The sequence below is a fragment of the Vibrio mediterranei genome (assembly GCF_013364395.1).
In the GTDB taxonomy this organism is placed as follows: domain Bacteria; phylum Pseudomonadota; class Gammaproteobacteria; order Enterobacterales; family Vibrionaceae; genus Vibrio; species Vibrio mediterranei.
In genome coordinates this window covers 537,077-556,309 of the sequence record NZ_JABXGK010000008.1, presented here as the reverse complement: position 1 = coordinate 556,309, position 19,233 = coordinate 537,077, and the positions used below count along the sequence as shown (strand labels likewise).

20 protein-coding genes are annotated in these 19,233 nt (G+C 42.4%); 8 read left to right on the top strand and 12 right to left on the bottom strand.

What is annotated here, in order from left to right:
• The first annotated feature begins 11 nt into the window (after positions 1–11).
• Both HOP38_RS19560 and HOP38_RS19555 read left to right on the top strand, forming a co-directional pair.
• Complete coding sequence (locus HOP38_RS19560) at positions 12–437, top strand: phosphate-starvation-inducible protein PsiE (RefSeq protein WP_006069026.1); 426 nt, start codon at positions 12–14, stop codon at positions 435–437.
• A gap of 335 nt (positions 438–772) precedes the next feature.
• On the top strand, positions 773–931 hold the full coding sequence (locus tag HOP38_RS19555) for a hypothetical protein (RefSeq protein WP_198558751.1): 159 nt from the start codon (positions 773–775) through the stop codon (positions 929–931).
• A gap of 76 nt (positions 932–1,007) precedes the next feature.
• Here the strand turns inward: HOP38_RS19555 and HOP38_RS19550 are convergent, their stop codons facing one another.
• Positions 1,008–2,636 carry a glycoside hydrolase family 13 protein gene (locus HOP38_RS19550; protein ID WP_198558750.1) on the bottom strand — a complete coding sequence of 543 codons (1,629 nt, stop codon included), beginning with the start codon at positions 2,634–2,636 and terminating at the stop codon, positions 1,008–1,010.
• A gap of 124 nt (positions 2,637–2,760) precedes the next feature.
• Between HOP38_RS19550 and HOP38_RS19545 the strand changes: the two genes are divergently transcribed.
• Together HOP38_RS19545 and HOP38_RS19540 are read left to right on the top strand one after the other, a co-directional pair.
• Positions 2,761–3,654, top strand: a complete 894-nt coding sequence (locus HOP38_RS19545) for a LysR family transcriptional regulator (RefSeq protein WP_198559359.1) — start codon at positions 2,761–2,763, stop codon at positions 3,652–3,654.
• Between the two features lie 99 nt (positions 3,655–3,753).
• Positions 3,754–4,002, top strand: coding sequence for a hypothetical protein (locus tag HOP38_RS19540; RefSeq protein WP_006069029.1), 249 nt, complete (start codon positions 3,754–3,756; stop codon positions 4,000–4,002).
• Here HOP38_RS19540 and HOP38_RS19535 read toward each other — a convergent pair.
• From HOP38_RS19535 to malE, 4 genes are all read right to left on the bottom strand, one after another.
• A complete protein-coding gene (locus tag HOP38_RS19535; RefSeq protein WP_062455524.1) occupies positions 3,983–4,906 on the bottom strand; it encodes a cation efflux transmembrane domain-containing protein in 924 nt (307 codons plus the stop codon). The two genes, HOP38_RS19540 and HOP38_RS19535, sit on opposite strands and share 20 nt — an antisense overlap.
• A gap of 394 nt (positions 4,907–5,300) precedes the next feature.
• The gene (gene malG / locus HOP38_RS19530; protein WP_006069031.1) at positions 5,301–6,191 is read right to left on the bottom strand and encodes a maltose ABC transporter permease MalG; all 891 of its coding nucleotides are present in this window, start codon (positions 6,189–6,191) and stop codon (positions 5,301–5,303) included.
• Between the two features lie 11 nt (positions 6,192–6,202).
• A complete protein-coding gene (gene malF, locus HOP38_RS19525; RefSeq protein ID WP_124941881.1) occupies positions 6,203–7,774 on the bottom strand; it encodes a maltose ABC transporter permease MalF in 1,572 nt (523 codons plus the stop codon).
• Positions 7,775–7,859: 85 nt separating this feature from the next.
• A complete protein-coding gene (gene malE, locus HOP38_RS19520; protein ID WP_006069033.1) occupies positions 7,860–9,041 on the bottom strand; it encodes a maltose/maltodextrin ABC transporter substrate-binding protein MalE in 1,182 nt (393 codons plus the stop codon).
• 723 nt (positions 9,042–9,764) lie between these two features.
• Between malE and malK the strand changes: the two genes are divergently transcribed.
• Positions 9,765–10,874, top strand: a complete 1,110-nt coding sequence (gene malK / locus HOP38_RS19515) for a maltose/maltodextrin ABC transporter ATP-binding protein MalK (RefSeq protein WP_031493156.1) — start codon at positions 9,765–9,767, stop codon at positions 10,872–10,874.
• Between the two features lie 388 nt (positions 10,875–11,262).
• Here malK and HOP38_RS19510 read toward each other — a convergent pair whose 3' ends face one another.
• The gene (locus HOP38_RS19510) at positions 11,263–11,997 is read right to left on the bottom strand and encodes a curlin repeat-containing protein (protein WP_006069036.1); all 735 of its coding nucleotides are present in this window, start codon (positions 11,995–11,997) and stop codon (positions 11,263–11,265) included.
• A 95-nt stretch (positions 11,998–12,092) separates the two neighbouring features.
• Positions 12,093–12,725 (bottom strand): curlin subunit CsgB, encoded by a 633-nt coding sequence (locus HOP38_RS19505; RefSeq protein ID WP_198558749.1) that lies wholly within the window; start codon positions 12,723–12,725, stop codon positions 12,093–12,095.
• 416 nt (positions 12,726–13,141) lie between these two features.
• Between HOP38_RS19505 and HOP38_RS19500 the strand changes: the two genes are divergently transcribed.
• From HOP38_RS19500 to HOP38_RS19490, 3 genes are read left to right on the top strand one after another with little or no spacing between them, the layout of a single operon-like run.
• Positions 13,142–13,624, top strand: a complete 483-nt coding sequence (locus HOP38_RS19500; protein WP_240645412.1) for a curli production assembly/transport protein CsgE — start codon at positions 13,142–13,144, stop codon at positions 13,622–13,624.
• A gap of 10 nt (positions 13,625–13,634) precedes the next feature.
• Entirely contained in the window at positions 13,635–14,045 is a 411-nt protein-coding gene (locus tag HOP38_RS19495) for a curli assembly protein CsgF (RefSeq protein ID WP_031494927.1), read from the top strand.
• Positions 14,046–14,062: 17 nt separating this feature from the next.
• Entirely contained in the window at positions 14,063–14,899 is an 837-nt protein-coding gene (locus tag HOP38_RS19490) for a CsgG/HfaB family protein (RefSeq protein WP_006069040.1), read from the top strand.
• Positions 14,900–14,962: 63 nt separating this feature from the next.
• On the opposite strand, the gene HOP38_RS19485 is transcribed toward HOP38_RS19490, so the two are convergent.
• From HOP38_RS19485 to HOP38_RS19465, 5 genes are all read right to left on the bottom strand, one after another.
• Positions 14,963–15,142 carry a hypothetical protein gene (locus HOP38_RS19485; RefSeq protein WP_143081563.1) on the bottom strand — a complete coding sequence of 60 codons (180 nt, stop codon included), beginning with the start codon at positions 15,140–15,142 and terminating at the stop codon, positions 14,963–14,965.
• A gap of 56 nt (positions 15,143–15,198) precedes the next feature.
• Positions 15,199–15,780, bottom strand: a complete 582-nt coding sequence (locus HOP38_RS19480; protein ID WP_198558748.1) for a DsbA family protein — start codon at positions 15,778–15,780, stop codon at positions 15,199–15,201.
• 135 nt (positions 15,781–15,915) lie between these two features.
• On the bottom strand, positions 15,916–16,599 hold the full coding sequence (locus HOP38_RS19475) for a LuxR C-terminal-related transcriptional regulator (RefSeq protein ID WP_063603302.1): 684 nt from the start codon (positions 16,597–16,599) through the stop codon (positions 15,916–15,918).
• Positions 16,600–17,136: 537 nt separating this feature from the next.
• Entirely contained in the window at positions 17,137–18,132 is a 996-nt protein-coding gene (locus HOP38_RS19470) for a hypothetical protein (protein ID WP_063603300.1), read from the bottom strand.
• An 89-nt stretch (positions 18,133–18,221) separates the two neighbouring features.
• Positions 18,222–18,941, bottom strand: coding sequence for a curlin subunit CsgB (locus tag HOP38_RS19465; protein ID WP_198558747.1), 720 nt, complete (start codon positions 18,939–18,941; stop codon positions 18,222–18,224).
• Between the last annotated feature and the right edge of the window lie 292 nt (positions 18,942–19,233).

Sequence of the window (19,233 nt, the reverse complement as noted above, 5' to 3'; positions counted from 1 at the left end):
GAAGAAATTTCATGCCTTCCCATTTACCAAAATCATTCAGTAAACCTTTCTTAAAGGTCTTCCATATTCTTGAAGCTGTCTTGTTGGTTGCAATCACGCTCGCTACGCTGTTTGCGATGATTGAAGAGTTCATGCACGTCTTCACCGAACGTCGCGTTCTGCTGACTGATATTCTGCTGATGTTCATCTATTTGGAAGTATTAGCGATGGTCCAACAGTTTGTGATGAACGGTAAAATCCCAGTACGTTACCCTATCTACATCGCTATGATGGCTATCGCTCGTTATATCACGCTGGGAATGAAAGAGTTGGACGCTGTCCCTATCGTTTGGCTGTCTCTTGCTGCGTTTGTTTTGGCAGCGGCGACAATACTTATCAGGGTCGGTCATCATTATTGGCCTTACGTGGACGACAAAACCAATCAACCAGATGAGTAACTCCGCTCTGCCAATAGATTACTGTTAGCAAATATTTCAACCGATTTCCGACTGATTCGGGCTTTTTCATCGCAATTTGGGAAAAAGCCTCTTAAATTCAAACTAATATCTATGTAACAGAGCTCTGTACGTTTTTGTAATTGTTAACGCAGGATCACACTCTCCAGGTCATTCATAAAAGTGCCATTGAATTCATCTAGATAGCTGTCTATATCATTAGAGGTCGAGAAAAGATCTTTCCAAATCACTCGACGTAAAAATGGAAGCCGTTTGTCTTTTTTGGGCAACGGTATAGGCTTCACAACCTCACGTCAGGTGAATATAGGAGATAGAAAATGGATCGTACTTGCCCTATGTGTAACACCCCAATGTTAGAGAGAAACACTGAACATGTGTGTCCTAGGAATGATATCGGCGATTGCGCCTATGACCCATACTCTTACGAATTAGACGTGGATAGAGAGCGCGACAGCGAGAATAATCAGCCGTACTAACTGAGTTAGCCAATTGAAAACCAAAAAGGCGAGAACTTGAGTTCTCGCCTTTTTGGTTCCATTTTAAACCTCGGCTCTATAGACGCAGTACTGCTGCATCATAAGATTTTAAAGTAAGGCAACTAAAATCTGAGAAATCAATCCTTGCATTTGACAATAACTCTGTACATTGAGCTGGAGCCTCAATGCCTAAATCGACATCAACACTCTCATCACTAAAGTTTGCAACCACAAGTAAGGTTTGTTCTCCATGTTGACGTAGGTAAGCGAATACCTTGTCATGTTCTTCGAGTAAAGGAATAAAGTCGCCGTAAATCACCGCCTCAAACTCACGACGAAGACCAATAAGTGCTTTGTAATACTCATAGATTGATTCGTTCGAGGCTCTATCAAGCTTAGCATTCACGGCTGTGTAGTTCGGATTGACCTCGATCCAAGGTTCGGCAGTAGAGAATCCTGCATTGGCTTCATTTGACCATTGCATTGGTGTACGAGCATTGTCACGACTGTTTTCAGCCAACGCCGCCATCATCTCTTCATGACTCACACCTGCTTCGGTTCTTACCTTGTAAAAGTTGAGCGTTTCAATATCTTTATATTGCTCAAGATTGTCGAACTTCACATTCGTCATACCAATCTCTTCGCCTTGATAGATGTAAGGCGTGCCTTTTAAACAATGTAATACTGTCGCTAACATTTTGGCCGATTTCACTCGATACTGGCCGTCGTTTCCATACTTAGACACCGCTCGTGGTAAATCATGATTATTCCAAAACAGCGAATTCCAGCCGGTCTCTTTAAGCTCCAATTGCCACTTAGTCAGAACCTGTTTGAATGCCTTTAGATCTAACGGCGCAGGCTTCCACTTGTCACCATTCGTCCAGGTCAAGGTAATATGTTCAAACTGGAACACCATCGATAGCTCTTCGCGGTCTTCCGCGCTGTAAAGCTTGGCGATTTCAGGCGTTGCGTCCCAAGTTTCTCCTACTGTTAGCAGATCTTTGTCGCCAAATGTGGCATTGTTCATCTGCTTAAGTAGAGGGTGTAGGCGTGGTCCATTACCCGTAATACCGTTATCAATTTCTTTACCAATCAAATCAATGACATCTAATCGGAAACCACCAATCCCCCTATCGATCCACCAGTTCATCATTTTATGAACTTCATCATGTACTTTAGGGCTTTCCCAGTTTAAATCCGGCTGTTTTTTTGAAAACAAATGTAAGTAATACTGCTGTGTGGGCTCATGCCACTCCCAAGCACTCCCACCAAAGATTGAGCCCATATCACTCGGTGCACTGCCATCCGGCTTTGCATCTCGCCAAACATAATAGTCTCGATAAGGCGAGGTTTTCGACTCGCAAGCGCGTTTAAACCATTCGTGCTCGTCAGAGGTATGATTGACGACCAAATCCATGACGATTTTGATGCCCCTTTCTTTGGCTTCCGCTAGTAAGGCATCCATATCTTCCATTGTGCCGAACTCGGGTGCGATTGCTTGATAGTCTGAAATATCATAACCATTATCGTCCATTGGAGATTGATAGACAGGCGATAACCAAATCACATCCACACCGAGTTCAGTTAAATAGTCTAGTTTGGAACGAATACCGTTTAGATCTCCAATTCCATCACCGTTGGAGTCACAGAAGCTGCGCGGGTAAATCTGATAGACAACGGAGTTATGCCACCATCTTTTTTCCATGTTCAATTCCTTTAATAGGCTTAGTTTATTCCATCACTCTACGCATTGCTCAGTAGGAAAGAAAATAGAATATACGTATAATCATATAGAATTTTTATATAACACCTTGGTGCGAAACATGGCTATCAACAAATCGTTAAAGTACTTCTTAGCAGTCGCAAAGCATGGCAACATCAAACGAGCCTCTGATGAACTATTTATCAGTCAGCCGTCTTTGACATCCGCGATAAAAAAATTGGAATCCGAAATGGGCGCGCCTCTATTTAATCGATTATCAAAAGGTGTTGAACTCACGCCATATGGCGAGAAATTTCGGGCATTTGCGCAGGAACAGCAGGAACAATACTTCTCTCTCAAACATCAATTTAATGACATGCAACAACGTCAATTCGGCAAGATAAAAATCGGTACTGGAGAAGTATGGTGGGAACGATTTGTACGTCAATCGGTAAAGGATTATCAGTCATTAAACCCAGCAAATTCGTTTCATCTCGAGTTTGGTAATAACCTCTCCCTACTGAGCCACCTAACACGAGGTGATATAGATTTATTTATAGGTCATGAGGTATTGGAACTCTCTGACGACTGCCGTGTAGCCTTCCAACCTCTTTTCCAAGATTACGAAGCAACCTACGTATCACAACAACACCCGTTAGCGAAATCAAATGCAGAGCCAAACGAGATAGATCAGTTTCCATTGCTTCGAGTGACACCGAACCATCCCCGACACCAATCCGTGCTGTCTAATGGCCTACCTCATGATGGCTCTCTAGAAGAACGTGTTGTCTACGATGTAGACTCTGTATTAGCCAGTATAGACATGCTTCATATGACTCAAGCAGTTATGCCATACAGTCACAGAGCGGAACAGTGGTTAGCAAGCTTAGGTTTGAAAGCCTGCCATATTGATAGGCAAAAAGTAGGTAATATCGGGATTTATACCAAGCTTGGTGAACATAAAAACAGCGTGAACGAACTAATTTACCTTTTGAAACAGAATGTTGAATCAATAGTCTAGTTTGTCAATTCACTGTCAAGTCACGCAACTGTCATTTTTCTTTCATTAAAGTTTGATGTAATCGCCAAACTTTAATGCCAAAAGAGATAGGAGCTCGGCTTGACCCTCAACGACATCACGTTAAGTGAAACAACACTTACTAACTTAAAATCTGTCGAGTACCAATGGATCAGAACGATGTATGTGGAAGGTTATCAAAGAGACGAGATCAATCACTACATCAAAGCGTGCTTTGGTGGCGACGATGTCTTTGCTGATTTGCTACAGCGAGTCGCACTGGAGCAAGAAAGTCTTTACGTTCTGCTCCAGTACGTGGGATGCGCACCCTCTAGTCGTGAACTAAGTTAGTCTCACTTGCTGCTGTTGGTGAGCGTTTAAGGATGACGTCTACCTCGGTCATGGTGTAAGGCTTATCTACTTTAGCCCTCAAATCATCAACAAATCGTTCATAGCTTTTGAATGTCATCGATTCACGCTTAGGATCCACATACACAGACACCCAAGTTTTTCGACCAAGCTTAGCAATAAAGATATCGACAATCTCAATCTCATACTCCTGAGCTAAACCTTTCAGACCGCGATAAATCGGCTTAGTGTGCTCTATCGGAGGCATGGCTAAGGTGAGTTCACGCATACCATTTTTGATAAGTTTGATTGGGTCACTAATGAAGGCCAAACTAAATAGCACAACAAGAATTTGGTCGATATAGCGTGCTACCCATCCAAACGATGTCCCTTGAATCAACATCACCAAGATCAGTGCTACCCCAATAGCTCCCGAAATGATTCCATTGATAAACCAAGCGTTCTTTTCTGCCTTAAGAATGTCGGAGTTTGACTGTTTGTGTCCTAGGTGACAAATCCAATAGAGAAAAGCACACAACGCCACGGCAGGAAAGACGTAAATTGCCATTAAACTCAGTGCCGGCTCACGGCCTCCTGCAAGAATAACCGGAATATTACTACCGACTGCGAACGCAATAAGTATTAATATAGTAATTCCTTTGATGACAACAATAAGTGGCTCAAAGGCAAAGAAACCCATCGGGTAGTTTCGTGATGTACCAGATTCAGTTAACTTTGCAATGCGCAGAGAGGCGAAAGACACCACCGCTGATAATAGGTTAAACGAGGCGTCAAGCAAGATGGCACTTGAGCCAGAAATCATTGCCATTAGGCCGCCCCACAGCGCTAACAGGCCTGCCCCAACGGCTGAATAAATTAAGGCTTTCGATTCCGTGATTCTTGTCATCTGATTCTCCCTTTTTCAGACAAACTGGCTACCTATTTCAGGTCTGTTAAAACTTATAACACACCGAGCACAGACTGCCTACGACAACACAAGCCAACTGCTGCTTTTAACAGCATTAATTGTCAATAATAACAATAGGTAATGAACGGACGTACGGCTATTCCTATTAGGTCACAATTTAATGGACGAAAAGAATTGATGGCTAGAAAAGAAAACGCCCGAGACTAAGCTCAGGCATCGGTTACAAGAAACTGTTATTCGTGATAGTAAGGAATCCTGGTAACAGCCAGCTATACGTAACACCAGTGATCTTATCTGACTTGTCGGCGGCCAAACCAATTGAGTGTCAAACAAGACAAAAAAACGGGTGACCTTGCGATCACCCTTATCGTTATTATCCTTTAACACCACCAGCTGTGAGGCCACCCACTAACCAGCGCTGCGCAAGTAAGAATACGATTGTGATAGGTAATGCTGACAATACCGCTGCTGCCGCGAAGTCGCCCCATAAATAGTTCTGAGGGTACAGATATTGCTGCATACCAACCGCTAATGTGTATGAGTTTACATCAGAAAGCAGTAATGATGCTACTGGTACTTCACCCACAACCCCAATAAACGACAGGATAAAGACTACCGCTAGAATTGGCACAGACAGTGGCAATAGTACTAAGCGGAACGCCTGCCAAGGAGTCGCACCATCTAGTGCTGCAGCTTCTTCTAGCGAGTTATCAATCGTTTCAAAGTAGCCTTTAATCGTCCATACGTGCAGTGCAATACCGCCTAAGTAGGAGAAGATAAGACCACCATGCGTGTTCAATCCTAAGAAAGGAATGTACTGACCAAGCTTGTCGAATAGTGCATATAACGCAACCAACGCCAGTACTGCCGGGAACATTTGGAAGATCATCATCGCTTTAAGAATGGTGCTCTTTCCAGGGAAACGCATGCGTGCAAAAGCGTAAGCTGACGTTGTTGACAGAGCCACAATCAAAATCGATGAGATGCCAGCTACTTTCACCGAGTTCCACAGCCAAGTTAGTACTGGGAATGGCGGCGGTGTCACCGAACCATCTGCATTGGTCACAGAGAACCCTAGCGCCAGTTTCCAGTGCTCTAGCGATGGGTTATCCGGAATCAGACTACCTGTCGCAAAGTTACCTTCGCGGAAAGAGATTGCGATTACCATCAACAGTGGGAAGATGATAAGTGATAGGAACACCCAAAGTGCAATATGGGTTGCCCACACTCGGTATTTTAATGATTTACCTTGTACCATTGGCATCGTGATATTCCTTAATCTTGCTCAAGTTTAGTGAAACGTAAGTTGAGTAGAGCTAACGCGCCAACCAATAGGAAGATAAGCGTTGCAATCGCACTTGCTAGACCGAAGTCTTGACCCCCCGAACCTTCAAACGCGATACGGTAGGTATAGCTTACTAGTAGGTCAGTATAACCCGCTGGCTCAGAGGTACCAATCATGTTTGGACCACCTTGAGTCAATAGCTGAATCATTACGAAGTTGTTGAAGTTGAAAGCAAAACTTGCAATCAAAAGCGGCGTTAGTGGTTTGATCATCAATGGCAAAGTAACGCGTGTAAAGTTATGGATGAAGTTTGCTCCATCAATCGCCGATGCTTCATACAAATCGTCTGGAATCGCTTTTAGTAGACCCATACATAGGATCATCATGTAAGGGAAACCAAGCCAAGTGTTAACAATTAACACCATGGTTTTCGCTAAAATTGGGTCAGAGAACCAGCTTGGACTGATACCAAATAGGCTCTGTAACACCATATTGATTTCACCAAAGCTTTGGTTGAATAGACCTTTAAAGATAAGGATTGAGATAAACGCTGGGACCGCATATGGAAGAATAAGCAGTACGCGATACACCGCACGTCCTTTCAGTTCCTCCCATTGAACCACACTAGCCAACACCATACCGATGACCAGAGTAAAGATCACTGTCAGTACTGAGAACACAACCGTCCAAATAAAGATGCTAATAAACGGCTCTTTAATACCATCGTCTTTCCAAACACGCTCAAAGTTGTGCGTACCAATATCAACGATGAAACCCGGAGAAACCGTATTGCCAGTAAACTCTCCATTCGTATCAATAGGCTGATAGAAACCAACTTCCATATTCGGACGGAATGTCTCACCCGTCTTGTTGTTCAGAAGATCGTCAGTACCCTCAATTTTGCTAAACAATGGTTGTACCGACGCGAACTTACGTAGGCCACTCATTCTAATATCAGCGCCATCTGGCATGTGAAGATCGATAGTATTTAGCGCTGAACGGTTTTGAATGATCGCCTTAATTTTCTCTTTTTCACCCGACTGAGACTGAGCTTCAGAAAGGTCATACTCTGCTTTAGGGCTTGAGATATCAAACTCAGGCGTGACGAGCAGCTGGTCACCGTCTTTAACGTAAATACGATGGCCATTATCCGTTTTATACAAATCAAAAGAGAAGCTTTCACCGCTTTGGAATGTGCGCTGCATTAATACGCTTTGTGCCCTATCCAAAGAGAGTTGGTTTTTCGCACTGTAGTTAGTGAAAGCGAGTCCGACGGTATACGCTAATGGGAAAAGAATAAAGAGAATCATGCCCGCAATACCTGGATAGATATAGCGATGAGCGTAAGTTTTCTTACTGCCGAAAATATAGAGTGCCAGAGCGGTTAAGATCACAGTAAGCATTGCAAAGGCAAGCTCACCGCGTGAATACATAAGAATGGTCGCGTAACCGTTCACTAGACCAACTGAGCCAAGAAGTCCCCACTTAATGAATACTTTCTTGCTGCTCGGAACTGTAGCGGTTGTTGCTGACATGGCATCTGTACCTTGAACTGACTGCATAAAAGGACCTGCTAGCGATAATACAAAAAATAGAAAAGAAGGAGGGGTTGCCCCCTCCTTAAAAGGGTAGATCTAATATCAATAGTTACTTAGTCATTTGCTTTTCTGCATCTGCTACAGCAGCATCAACAGTCTGACGTCCATCAACCACGTTCACGATAGCGTTTTTAGCGGATGCCCAGAACGCGCTCATTTGTGGAACATTTGGCATGATTTCACCGTTCATCGCATTATCCATTGTCGCCGCGATACGCTCATCAGCACCTAGCTCTTCTTGGAATGAAGTTAGCGCAACTGCGCCTAGTGGCTTGTCGTTGTTAACTAAACGTAGACCGTCATTAGTCAGTAAGTAGTTCTCTAAGAACTCAACCGCTAAGTCACGGTTAGGTGATGCAGTACTGATACCCGCAGTTAGTACGCCAACGAAAGGCTTAGATGCTTGACCGTTGAACTTAGGAAGAGTAGCAACACCGTAGTTGATGCCAGACTTCTCGATATTCGCCCAAGACCATGGACCGTTGATCGTCATCGCAGTCTTACCTTGGTTAAACGCAGACTCAGACACTGAGTAATCCATATCTGCCGAGATAACACCTTTGTCGACAAGGCCCTTCACGAATGAAAGTGCGTCTTTCACGCCATCTTTAGCAATACCTGCGTCTTTAACGTCATAAGTACCACCGTTGTATTTGAATGCATAACCGCCATCAGCCGCCATTAGTGGCCATGTGAAGTACGGTTCTTTTAGGTTCCACATGATTGCGGACTTGCCGTCTTTTGCAAGTTTCGCATTCAGTGCTTCCACTTCTTCCCAAGTCTTCGGTGGGTTAGGAACCAAGTCTTTGTTGTAAATTAGGGATAGGGATTCAACCGCTACTGGGTAACCGATAATCTTGCCATCATACTTAACTGCATCCCATGCAAAATCAATGATGCCTTCTTTAACTTCTTTAGAAGGTTTGATTTCAGCTAGCAAACCTGCTTGAGCATACTCACCGAAACGGTCATGAGCCCAAAACACGATATCAGGACCGTCACCAGTCGCTGCAACTTGAGGGAAGCGGCTCTCTAGACCATCAGGGTGAGCAACTGTCACTTTAATACCTGTGTCTTCTTCGAACTTCTTACCTACTTCTGCAAGACCGTTATAACCTTTATCACCATTGATCCAAATAGTGAGTTGTCCTTCTTCGATAGCAGCATTTGCACCAAAAGAACCAAGAGCAACTAGTGTACCTAGAGCTACAGTGCTTAGGGCTTTTTTCATGTTCATATCCTTTTTATAGTTTTGATCGCAGGGTCATCCAGAGGATTTTCCTAAATTTCGATGAGTATCATCTAAAAAATACAGCAAGGTCTCATCCTCCTACTCTCTACGCCCTTTGGAGTAGCAATGATTTCCGTGATCTCTGTCGGCAAGAACTATAGATCAACATCACAAAACAATCTTCTGTTGTGACATGTTTCACCATTATGAGGAGTAATTATTTGAACTGGATCTCATATGGCTTTTCTACTCCCCTAACCCCTCCTCCTTTCCTACTCCCCCCACAATTATTTTTATCAGGAGGATGTACGACTTACACGAATCAAGGAAACTGCAGTCATCCAAGAGTGGATGGTAAGAACCCTTTACCAGTAAGAGCCATGTGCTCCTTGAGTTTCATACGAAACACATGCTGGGTTTGCATCGCCGGACTCGCCAAGTAGTCATAAATTGAAGTACTAGTGGTAATTTATTTTACGGGGGAGAACTTCAATTTATGTCGGGGGATACTAGCGAAGTCTTGGCTTTGAGGGTGGCGCCATATCGTACAGCGCCGCCCTTTTTTCTTTCCATCAGGGGCTAGATAGACAATCAAAGGACAAGGCCTTTTAACAAAATCGAGCAATACCCTAATCACTTACCAATTTCCTACTATTATTACCTGTCGACTTATCTCTATAATGACCGACAGAAAGATATAAAAATGAATCGAGGACGAGCTACATGGCGAGTGTCACGTTAAAAAATGTTAGTAAAGCGTACGGCGACGTACTGATCTCCAAGAATGTCGACCTAGAAATCAACGAAGGCGAGTTTGTTGTCTTTGTCGGTCCATCAGGTTGTGGTAAATCAACTCTACTACGTTGTATCGCAGGTTTAGAAGACATCACGTCCGGTGATTTGTATATTGGTGATGAGCGCATGAATGATGTAGAACCATCAAAGCGCGGCGTAGGTATGGTATTCCAGTCTTATGCACTCTACCCTCACCTTAATCTATACGACAATATGTCGTTTGGCCTTAAACTCGCTAAAGCAGATAAAGCAGAAATCGACCGCCGTGTTGAACACGCTGCTGAAATTCTTCAATTAGGTCATCTATTAGAGCGTCAGCCTAAAGCACTTTCTGGTGGTCAACGCCAGCGTGTAGCGATTGGTCGTACTTTGGTATCTCAACCTAATGTATTTTTGTTAGATGAACCCCTGTCTAACCTTGATGCAGCGCTGCGTGTCAACATGCGTTCGCAAATCACTAAGCTGCAACGTCAACTTGGCTGCACCATGATCTATGTAACGCATGATCAGGTAGAAGCGATGACTATGGCTGACAAAATTGTTGTCCTAGATGCTGGCTATGTGGCACAGGTCGGTAAACCACTTGAGCTTTATCATTATCCTGACAACCGTTTTGTAGCTGGTTTTATTGGTTCTCCAAAGATGAATTTCATGAGTGTATTCATCGACGAAGTCGAAGCAGAGCGCGTAAAAGTTCAGCTTTCTGACGGCGACTCATTCTGGATTCCAGTGGACGGGACAACCGTAAACAAAGGTGACCGTATGTCTCTGGGTGTGCGTCCAGAACACCTTGTCTCTGAAGAGGAAGGCGATGCTAAAGTTGAAGGCGAAGTTATGATCGTCGAGAAGCTTGGCAACGAGACTCAAGTCTATCTAAATCTAGAAAGTGCTGATGCTGACGTTATCTACCGTCAACCAGACACTCTTGAGGTAGAAGTCGGTGACCGAATTAAGATTGGTATCCCTGCACATCGTTGCCACTTGTTCCATAGTGATGGTAAGGCGTGTCGTCGTTTGTATAAAGAAGCAGGTGTATAACGAAACTAGCTATCTAATATAATCACCTTTGTTAATAGTAATTTCCCCCTATCTTAATGAGATTGGGGGATTTTTTTCACCTCTATCGTACAGTCCTCTATTATTTCCCATTGCCTTTGACTATCAACTTCAGTGACTGTTACGGGGAAGTAGTCTTTAGCTAACTGATAGGCTGTTGCTCCTCCATTCATTCTAATACTCAAAATTGTCCTTTCGTGACTAGTTACTAACAATTCTCCACTATTAAGCGGACGCTCGAATATGAGCTGGATCGTGTTATCCGTAAGAGGTGTACATTGAAGTGGTTCCGAAAGACCGTAACTTTGGTACGAAAATAAACAAAGAAAAGCGGCGATATACGCCGCTCTTTGGATTAAGTGAAGCTTCATTAATTTTGTTTGATATAGACAGCGTTGTGGTCAGCATTCGAAATAAATACACCAGCGTAATCACCCGTTGTTTGGACGATGTAGATACCGGATGTATCATTGAACTTGTTGCCATTATCGTTATTGTCCGCGTTTACTAACGATACTTCAGCTAAAGAATTACTATGTCCAGATTTTTGTAGAATGTACACTTCGTTATCGTCACTGTTGGCTCGCATACCTACATTTGCCACAAAATTGGACCCTTTCTGATCGATGTCGACATCGTTATCATCACTGCTATTTCTCATAGCAACGCGAGCTTGGTTACTCGAACCTCTTTGCAAGATTTCAACGTCATTATCGTCACTACCACCTTTAAACATAACCCACGCGCGACCATCATCGTTTTGAATGATTTCTACGTCATTGTCTCGGCTGCCATTGTAAGCTTGAACTAACGCGTTGTTATCTTCACGATCTTGCTGAATAGATGTGTTGTTATCATTACCGCTTCCAGTGTAATCCACAACGGCTAGGTTTCCATCGCTCAAAGGCACAACACCTTGCACGATAGATACATCACCATAGTCACCACCGTCCATTAGCACCAACGCCGAATTATCGCCAGCAGGCAATGAATAGCTCGCAACTGCATTTTTGATATGTACGCCGGTAACACCCGGTACAGTTGGTACGGCAGCTACAGAAGCTGATACTAAAAGAGCTGAAATTGAAATAGCTAACCTTTTCATAATAAAACCCTTATTTCCTTTTAAGTTTCCATGTCGACTATAACTTCTATAAAAAGAAGTCATTTACTAAACCAAAGTAACGTTAATACCGCGCGCTAGTTAGATTGGTCTATGTAAATTCTCATTGCACTTGATGCATTAATTAATATGTTATCCCCGCCATTCTGGGAAACACCTAAATTAGCACCACCTGAACCAGCGACAAACGCAATATTGTTATCGTTCTCTTGATTAATACTGAGTTTGCTCGAAGGATGAAATATATTTGCTTGACCGATTACCGCTAAGTTATTGTCTCCTTTTTGGGCAACAAGAGCTTGCCCATTTCTTCCAAGTTGACCTATCGCCGCTGCATTGTTATCACCCTCTTGAATGATATAGGCGGTATTTGCTGCCCCTTTCTGACCAATTAGGGCAGTATTGCTACTACCGCTTTGTACTATTTTCGCCTTGTTACCTGCTGAGTTCCCCGGACTATCCTGAACTACAACCGCAAGCGAATCAGTGGCGTTAGTGATGTGCACCTCTGAATAATTATCGATGTCATCTACAGTATTGAGTAAATCATTGAAATCACTTTGGATATCCTCGTTTACTCCATGTAAGAAAACACCGTGAGACTCAACCCCTCCGTTGGGAGCAAAAACCAGAGCTGTACTCGCAGCACTAGCGACTAAGCACGCTACGCCTAATACCGTTTGAAGTTTCGTTTTTATCGAAGCATTCATTGCGACTTTCCCTGAATTGCCAAATGTATCGATTTTCATCCTGCTTCTGAGTTAACTGAACGCAGACTTCGGATTTAACACTTCACGATTCTTAAAAGGTTGTGTTGCGTTTCAAACAATAATTGTGATTTCAAACAATGATTGAGTTTGCGCCTGTAAAATAAGAACCGATGACATTTAAAATTCTAATTACAAGTAGTTTTAGTCACACTAAACTTAAATTGATTTGTAAGAAATAAACCTTGGATATTTGAAGTAATTATTAGGCAATCAAAAGAACCGAAGTATGAAAAAAAAGTCATAATAACTAGTGCTAAAGTTTATGCAGTGAAAAAAGGCTTTGAGTTACTATTTATCTAAGTTCAATTGAACTCACTCTTCTCATTTTTTAAACGGATTTTTGAATGGGAGCCAACATGAAGTTATTGCTGCTTATGAGTACCGTGTGTTTGTTTGCCTCTTCTGTTTTAGGGGCAGGAACCAATAATGGTATTGAAAACGGGGCTCCCTTAGAAAACGGTAAAAAGATAGAAGGGCAAGGAGACAAACTTAAGGTTCCGTTTAACGACTTTAGCGAAGTTAGTGGTGTTATTGTCGATAGAACTATCACTCGTTTAGGGGAAGACTTTTACTTTTTCTTCTCTCAACAACTTAATGATAGATACCCTGACCTTAAAGAAAATCTCACTATCAAAGAAATCCCGACAGCGCTTTCCGGCAGTATTATTGAGGTATACCATTCTCGAAAAGCTATCTACAGAACAGCGTTGTCACCAGGTCGAAGACAGGCTAAAGACCGGGCAAACGATGCCTTACAAGTCGTGGGTAATTACATTATCCGATGGCAGGCTGAGCGTCTTTACATGGACACCTTTGATTTGGAACACGATGAATTTTAAGGCGGCAAGGATGGCAAATTTATCAACTAAACTCGCGTTAATTGGAATATTGGGGTCTCCATTAACACTGGCGAGCGAACTCGTCTACACCCCAGTTAATCCTACCTTTGGGGGAAACCCATTAAACAGTACGATCTTGATCAATCATGCGAACGCAATTAACGACTATCAAGACCCGAACGCGAGTTCGTTTGATTTTGAAGAAGAATCAGCACTAGATAGGCTTGCTTCAAGCTTAGAGTCCCGACTAATTAGCCAATTATTGGCAGATATTGGTAATGGCAATACTGGCCAATTGGAAACTGACGACTTCTTCCTTAACGTTGTTGATGATTCAGGCACTTTATTGGTTCAGATCGTCGACAAGGCAACTGGAGAATCCACTGAAATCAGTGTTTCTGGACTTAATCCCGACCTCTAATTTACAAGGAACGTATTATGAAAGGTCTAATTTACTTGAGCCTAGCATTAATGCTTGGTGGCTGCGCACATTCTTTGGATATACCTGATACCTCTGCAGAGCCTAAATTAATGCCACGAGGCGCTACTTACACCGACTTGATCGCGCTGCCTAAACCAGCAGGTAAAATCTTAGTTTCTGTCTATGATTTTCGCGACCAGACAGGCCAATATAAGCCTCAGCCTAATAGTAACTTCTCTACTGCAGTACCTCAGGGTGGTACGTCATTGCTGACAACATCACTACTAGACTCTCAATGGTTTGTTCCACTTGAGCGAGAAGGCCTTCAAAACCTACTAACTGAGCGTAAGATTATTCGAGCAGCTCAGAAAAAAGACAAAGTGATCTCAAATCATGGTTCGGATCTATCGTCACTTAACTCCGCTAATGTGGTGATTGAAGGGGGTATTGTCGCGTATGACTCCAATATACGAACTGGCGGCGCAGGTGCAAAATACTTAGGCATAGGTGCTTCAGGTCAATATCGAACTGACCAAGTTACCGTCAACCTTAGAGCAGTCGACGTGCGTAGTGGACAAGTCTTGCTAAGTATAACTACTTCAAAAACCATCTCTTCTCATGAAATTGGTTTGGGCGCATTCCGATTCATTGACTATAAAGAGCTACTCGAAATTGAGTTGGGTTACAGCAACAATGAGCCCGTCAATATCGCGATTATGTCGGCTATTGACGCCGCTGTTATACATCTAATTGTCAAAGGGATGGAAAGAGGAATGTGGTCATCTGGTGACCCAGATGCAATGTCTAACCCGATTATCGCCAAATACTCTCAAGCTAAAACGGAAATTTTATAGCTAACCGAGTAAGCAGCAAACAGGGCTATGCGGAAAATGGAACTTACCCGTAGCCCTGTTTTTTTATCGATTATTAACCGCAAATCCGACTGCAAACATCCAACAAGTGAGCCCTGACATAAAGAATGGAAGGTACGCTAAGGGGTGATAACAATAGTGGTATGCCGCAGCAATACAGATAACACCCAACATATTGAAGCCAATGACCATCATTCGGTTTGAACGGTTCCAACTAAGCAGCATGGGCGCTATCAATATAACTACACTTAACAAAGTGATATGCACGTCTTGTTGAACCACTAGGTTGTTAACTCCACAATAAGGCGTTCTAATTCTTCTAAGCTACTCAATTGGTGCAATATGACTTGCTGATTACCATTTATAATTATCGTCGGTGTCGCTCGAACCCTATACTCCTTTATTAAACTGTTAAAGTCATCGACTTCATCTTGTATTTGCTCACAGCGCTCCTCAAAAGGTTGAGAATTAACACCGCACATTTCTAAGACATCGGCAATATCACTACGAAACCTTGGAGTTTGATCCCTTCGAAAGTGAATTCTATGAATCAACTCTTCAATAAATGCTTGCTCTGTGCCCTGCCCTTTGGCAACCACAAAGGCTTCTTGAACGTCGCGACCGACAGGCCCCATACCTACAACAACTTCGTTAAAGGTTAAGTCATGTTTTTGAACAATATCCACCAATGGCCCGTGAACCATGGCGCAAGGACCACAATAAGGTGAATGGAATAACATAACCTGAGATTCAATAGTCTGAGGTCGAGGCAAGGTTACATAGTGCTTACCCTTTTCAAACTGACCAGCAAATACAGCGGTCGACAACAAGCTAAATGCCCAAAATAGGAGAGATTTTTTCATCACGTGCCACACTCAAAATATGGAAATGTGCACACGATAAAACAGCATCTATTTCTAGTGAAATCAGACACTGTTAGAAAATGGTTACAACGTGCGGTAAAAAGAGGCTCTGTTTCGGCTCAGCGGATAGTCACACTATTGAACGAATTCACTAGATGCTATGTTGTTCTTCACCCACAACAATGCTTGCAAACGGTTTTTGACCTTAATTTTCTTGAATGCATTATGAAGGTGGGCTTTCACTGTATTCTCACTAACAAATAGAGTATCGGCGATCTCTGTATTAGACGCTCCATCGCCAAGCAGCTTAATGATTTGCTGTTCTCGTTTCGTTAGCTTGGTATAATACGGGCTGGTTTTTGAGCATTGACGACGACGATAGAAATTCACGTACTCGTAGACCAACTTTCTGCTCATCCACAACTCCCCAGCTAAAATGCGCTCAAAGCCCGAAACCAACGTTTCAATAGTGTCCGAGGCATAAAAGACACCAACCAGGTTTTGCCATTTAAGCATTTCCGCGTGTTCTAGGTCACTGGGCGCATTCAATAAAATTTCTTTGATGCTGTTGTCCATACTCTCTATAATCTCGTGATAGTGAGTGGCAGTGCCATGACCAATGGCAGCGTAATCAATGATAATAAAGCGCACATCCCTCTCAACCACATCATCTCGTGAGCGGTAAAGCTTCTCAGCAGACATTAACCTAATGGTGATCGGAACCTTTTGCTCTATTGAATCTTTGAGCAAACCGGATTGCAGACTATTCTCTGCTAACAATAATGCGTGCACGTTGTTGCTATCCTTTTCAACAGACATAACCAACTCCCTGTAACTATGCTTAGTACGCCGTATTCTGTGAAGTATAACAGAGCATTTATTGAGCGGATCTGGCGCTAAGCCCGAAGAATAAGTCTTATTTGTGGAATTACAGTAAGTTAGAGTTAGAGTCTCAGTAGTGAGAAAGTTTAGATATATGCCTGACTGAGTATCTTTAGCAAGCCTGTTACTCTGTGAAATCTTGAGATGCACCTACTTCAGTTACCATGCAGTCGCTACGAATTTCCCAGCGTACGTTGGATACGCTTTCTAAAAGCAGAGGAAATTGAGAAGTCGGTAATTCATATACTGAAATACCTCCATTCTGAGAAATAAATATAGATGAGCCCGACTGAGTTTTCAACGTGACACCTTCACTTTCAGCGTGCTGTGTAATGGTAACTTGGTTACTATTAAGGTTACGTTGACATTGGATGTCTGTACTTACTAAAGTAGACAAACCATTAGAAGAATACAGACCCACAATTGTACAAAATACAATTGTGGGTCCTTTAGTTAACAAATCAACCATCAAAGTTACTGTTGATTGACGTAAATAGCACTATTAGTGGAATTGTTCATAACAATAGTGGAAATGTCACCACCAGTTTGAATTACTCTAATACCTTCCACCGAATTAATATGGTTAGCCGCGCCCACTCCATTTCCAGAGGAAGCATAAAGTTTAATCTCGGACTTGTTACTGAAGTAGTCGCCAGATTGAGTAACATTAATTATGTTGTTATCACTTTCGCCATAGAGAGCAATATCAGATGTATCACTCGCCGAACCTGATTGTTTAACATCAATATCATTCAGGTTACCATTGATACTAACATTGGAATAATGACCGTCATTATCTTGGTCGATATTTACATCATTATCAACACTTGCATCATAAAGATTCACGTATGATTGACTGTTACTTCCTTTCTGGTTTACTTTAACTTTCTGCGAATCTGCCGACGAGCCGCTACTACCACCAGAAATACTCACTTCTGATATGTTTCCGCTACCATTCTGATCTATATCAACCTTATTGAAGTCGCTACTACCAGATATTGCCACATCAGACCAGTTACCTTCAGAAAAGTTGCCATTAGTTTGTGTCACATCAACCGTATTATTATCAGCATCACCGGACAACACTACTTGCGAGTCATTGTACTTCCCATTTTGATCAACTGTAATTTTAGCGCCTCCGCTAGTCCCAGCTATTCTTACCAATGAGTCCTGTGCGCTAGGGAAGAAACCATCGCCTCCTTCCTGATTAACATAAACTTTATTTCGTTTTCCCCACCCTTGAAGCCTCATATCTACAACAGATATATTAGCGTCATAATCGCCTTTAGAACCTTGCTGAATCACAACAGAGCTTGTAGTGTTATTAGATTGTAGAATAACTGATTGGTTATCCGGTCTAGCGAACGTTTCTACATCATATCCATTAAAATCTACTTCTGTCTGAGTTACAGTAGCCATCGCCGAACCTGATATAACAGAGATACTTACAGCTAATGCTAATTTATTCATAATAACAACCTTAATCCTTTATAATTCCTTGTCGACATATACTTCTTAAGAAGCACGTATTTATATCAACCCACCAACATACCACGCCGCTAATTAGTTTGATTGACGTAAATTCCCATTGAACCGGAAGCATTAATTATTAACTCACTTCCATTTCCTACTTGAGATATTCCAAGGTCTGCACCTGAACCGGCGACTACCGCTGCAATATTCCCATTACCAATTTGATTAACACTGACATTGCTAGATGCACTTCTGTATCGCTTTTGACCAATGTAGGCTTCGTTATCATCACCCTCTTGGATAACAACGGCGACACTTTCTGAACTTAAATCCCAGCCAACTTGACCTACAATAGCTGTATTATTATTGCCCTCTTGCGCTATGTAGGCTTCATTCCTGCCTCCTAGTTGTGCTGCCAATACACGATTCCCAGCCCCAGAAACACTGACTTTTGCTTTATTTTTCCCATCAGACCCATAGCTTTTTTGCAAGATGACTACTTGTGCCGATGTAGCATTCGCTATATTTATATCTGAATAATTATCAAGATCTGACTCAGTACTCAAATCTGAATTGTTGGCTTCTTCAAACCCATACTTCGACAGAGTAGCGTCAGTAACACCGGTTAAAAACTCTCCAGACTCAAATGGGACAGTATGTACAATTACTTTAGAGGTGTTCACTTCGCCAGCAATAACGACGCTTTCAGATAGAAAAAGAGAAACAACTATCCAACTAAATAAAGCGCTGCATTTAAACAAACCTGGAGTTTTAAATAGAACGGTAAGCCATTGTTCCATTTTCATGGGAATACCCTTTCCTAGCCTCAGCAATCTGACGTTGCATATAAACCTAAACCTTGAATCAAGCTTAAAGTTTATCCATCAGAACACCAATAAACTAACTAGGGTTATTAATTTGGTAGCAAGTAGATGAGAATAGTTAACAGGAAAGAGTAGGAATGACGCAGATTAGCTAATCGAAACATTTACGAAACTTAAACTATCGTATGATAAAAATAAATAACATCATAACAAACAGCCTTTTAGAAAAATTACCACATTAGATCTCTATAATGGCCCTCGGCATTGGTTTTGT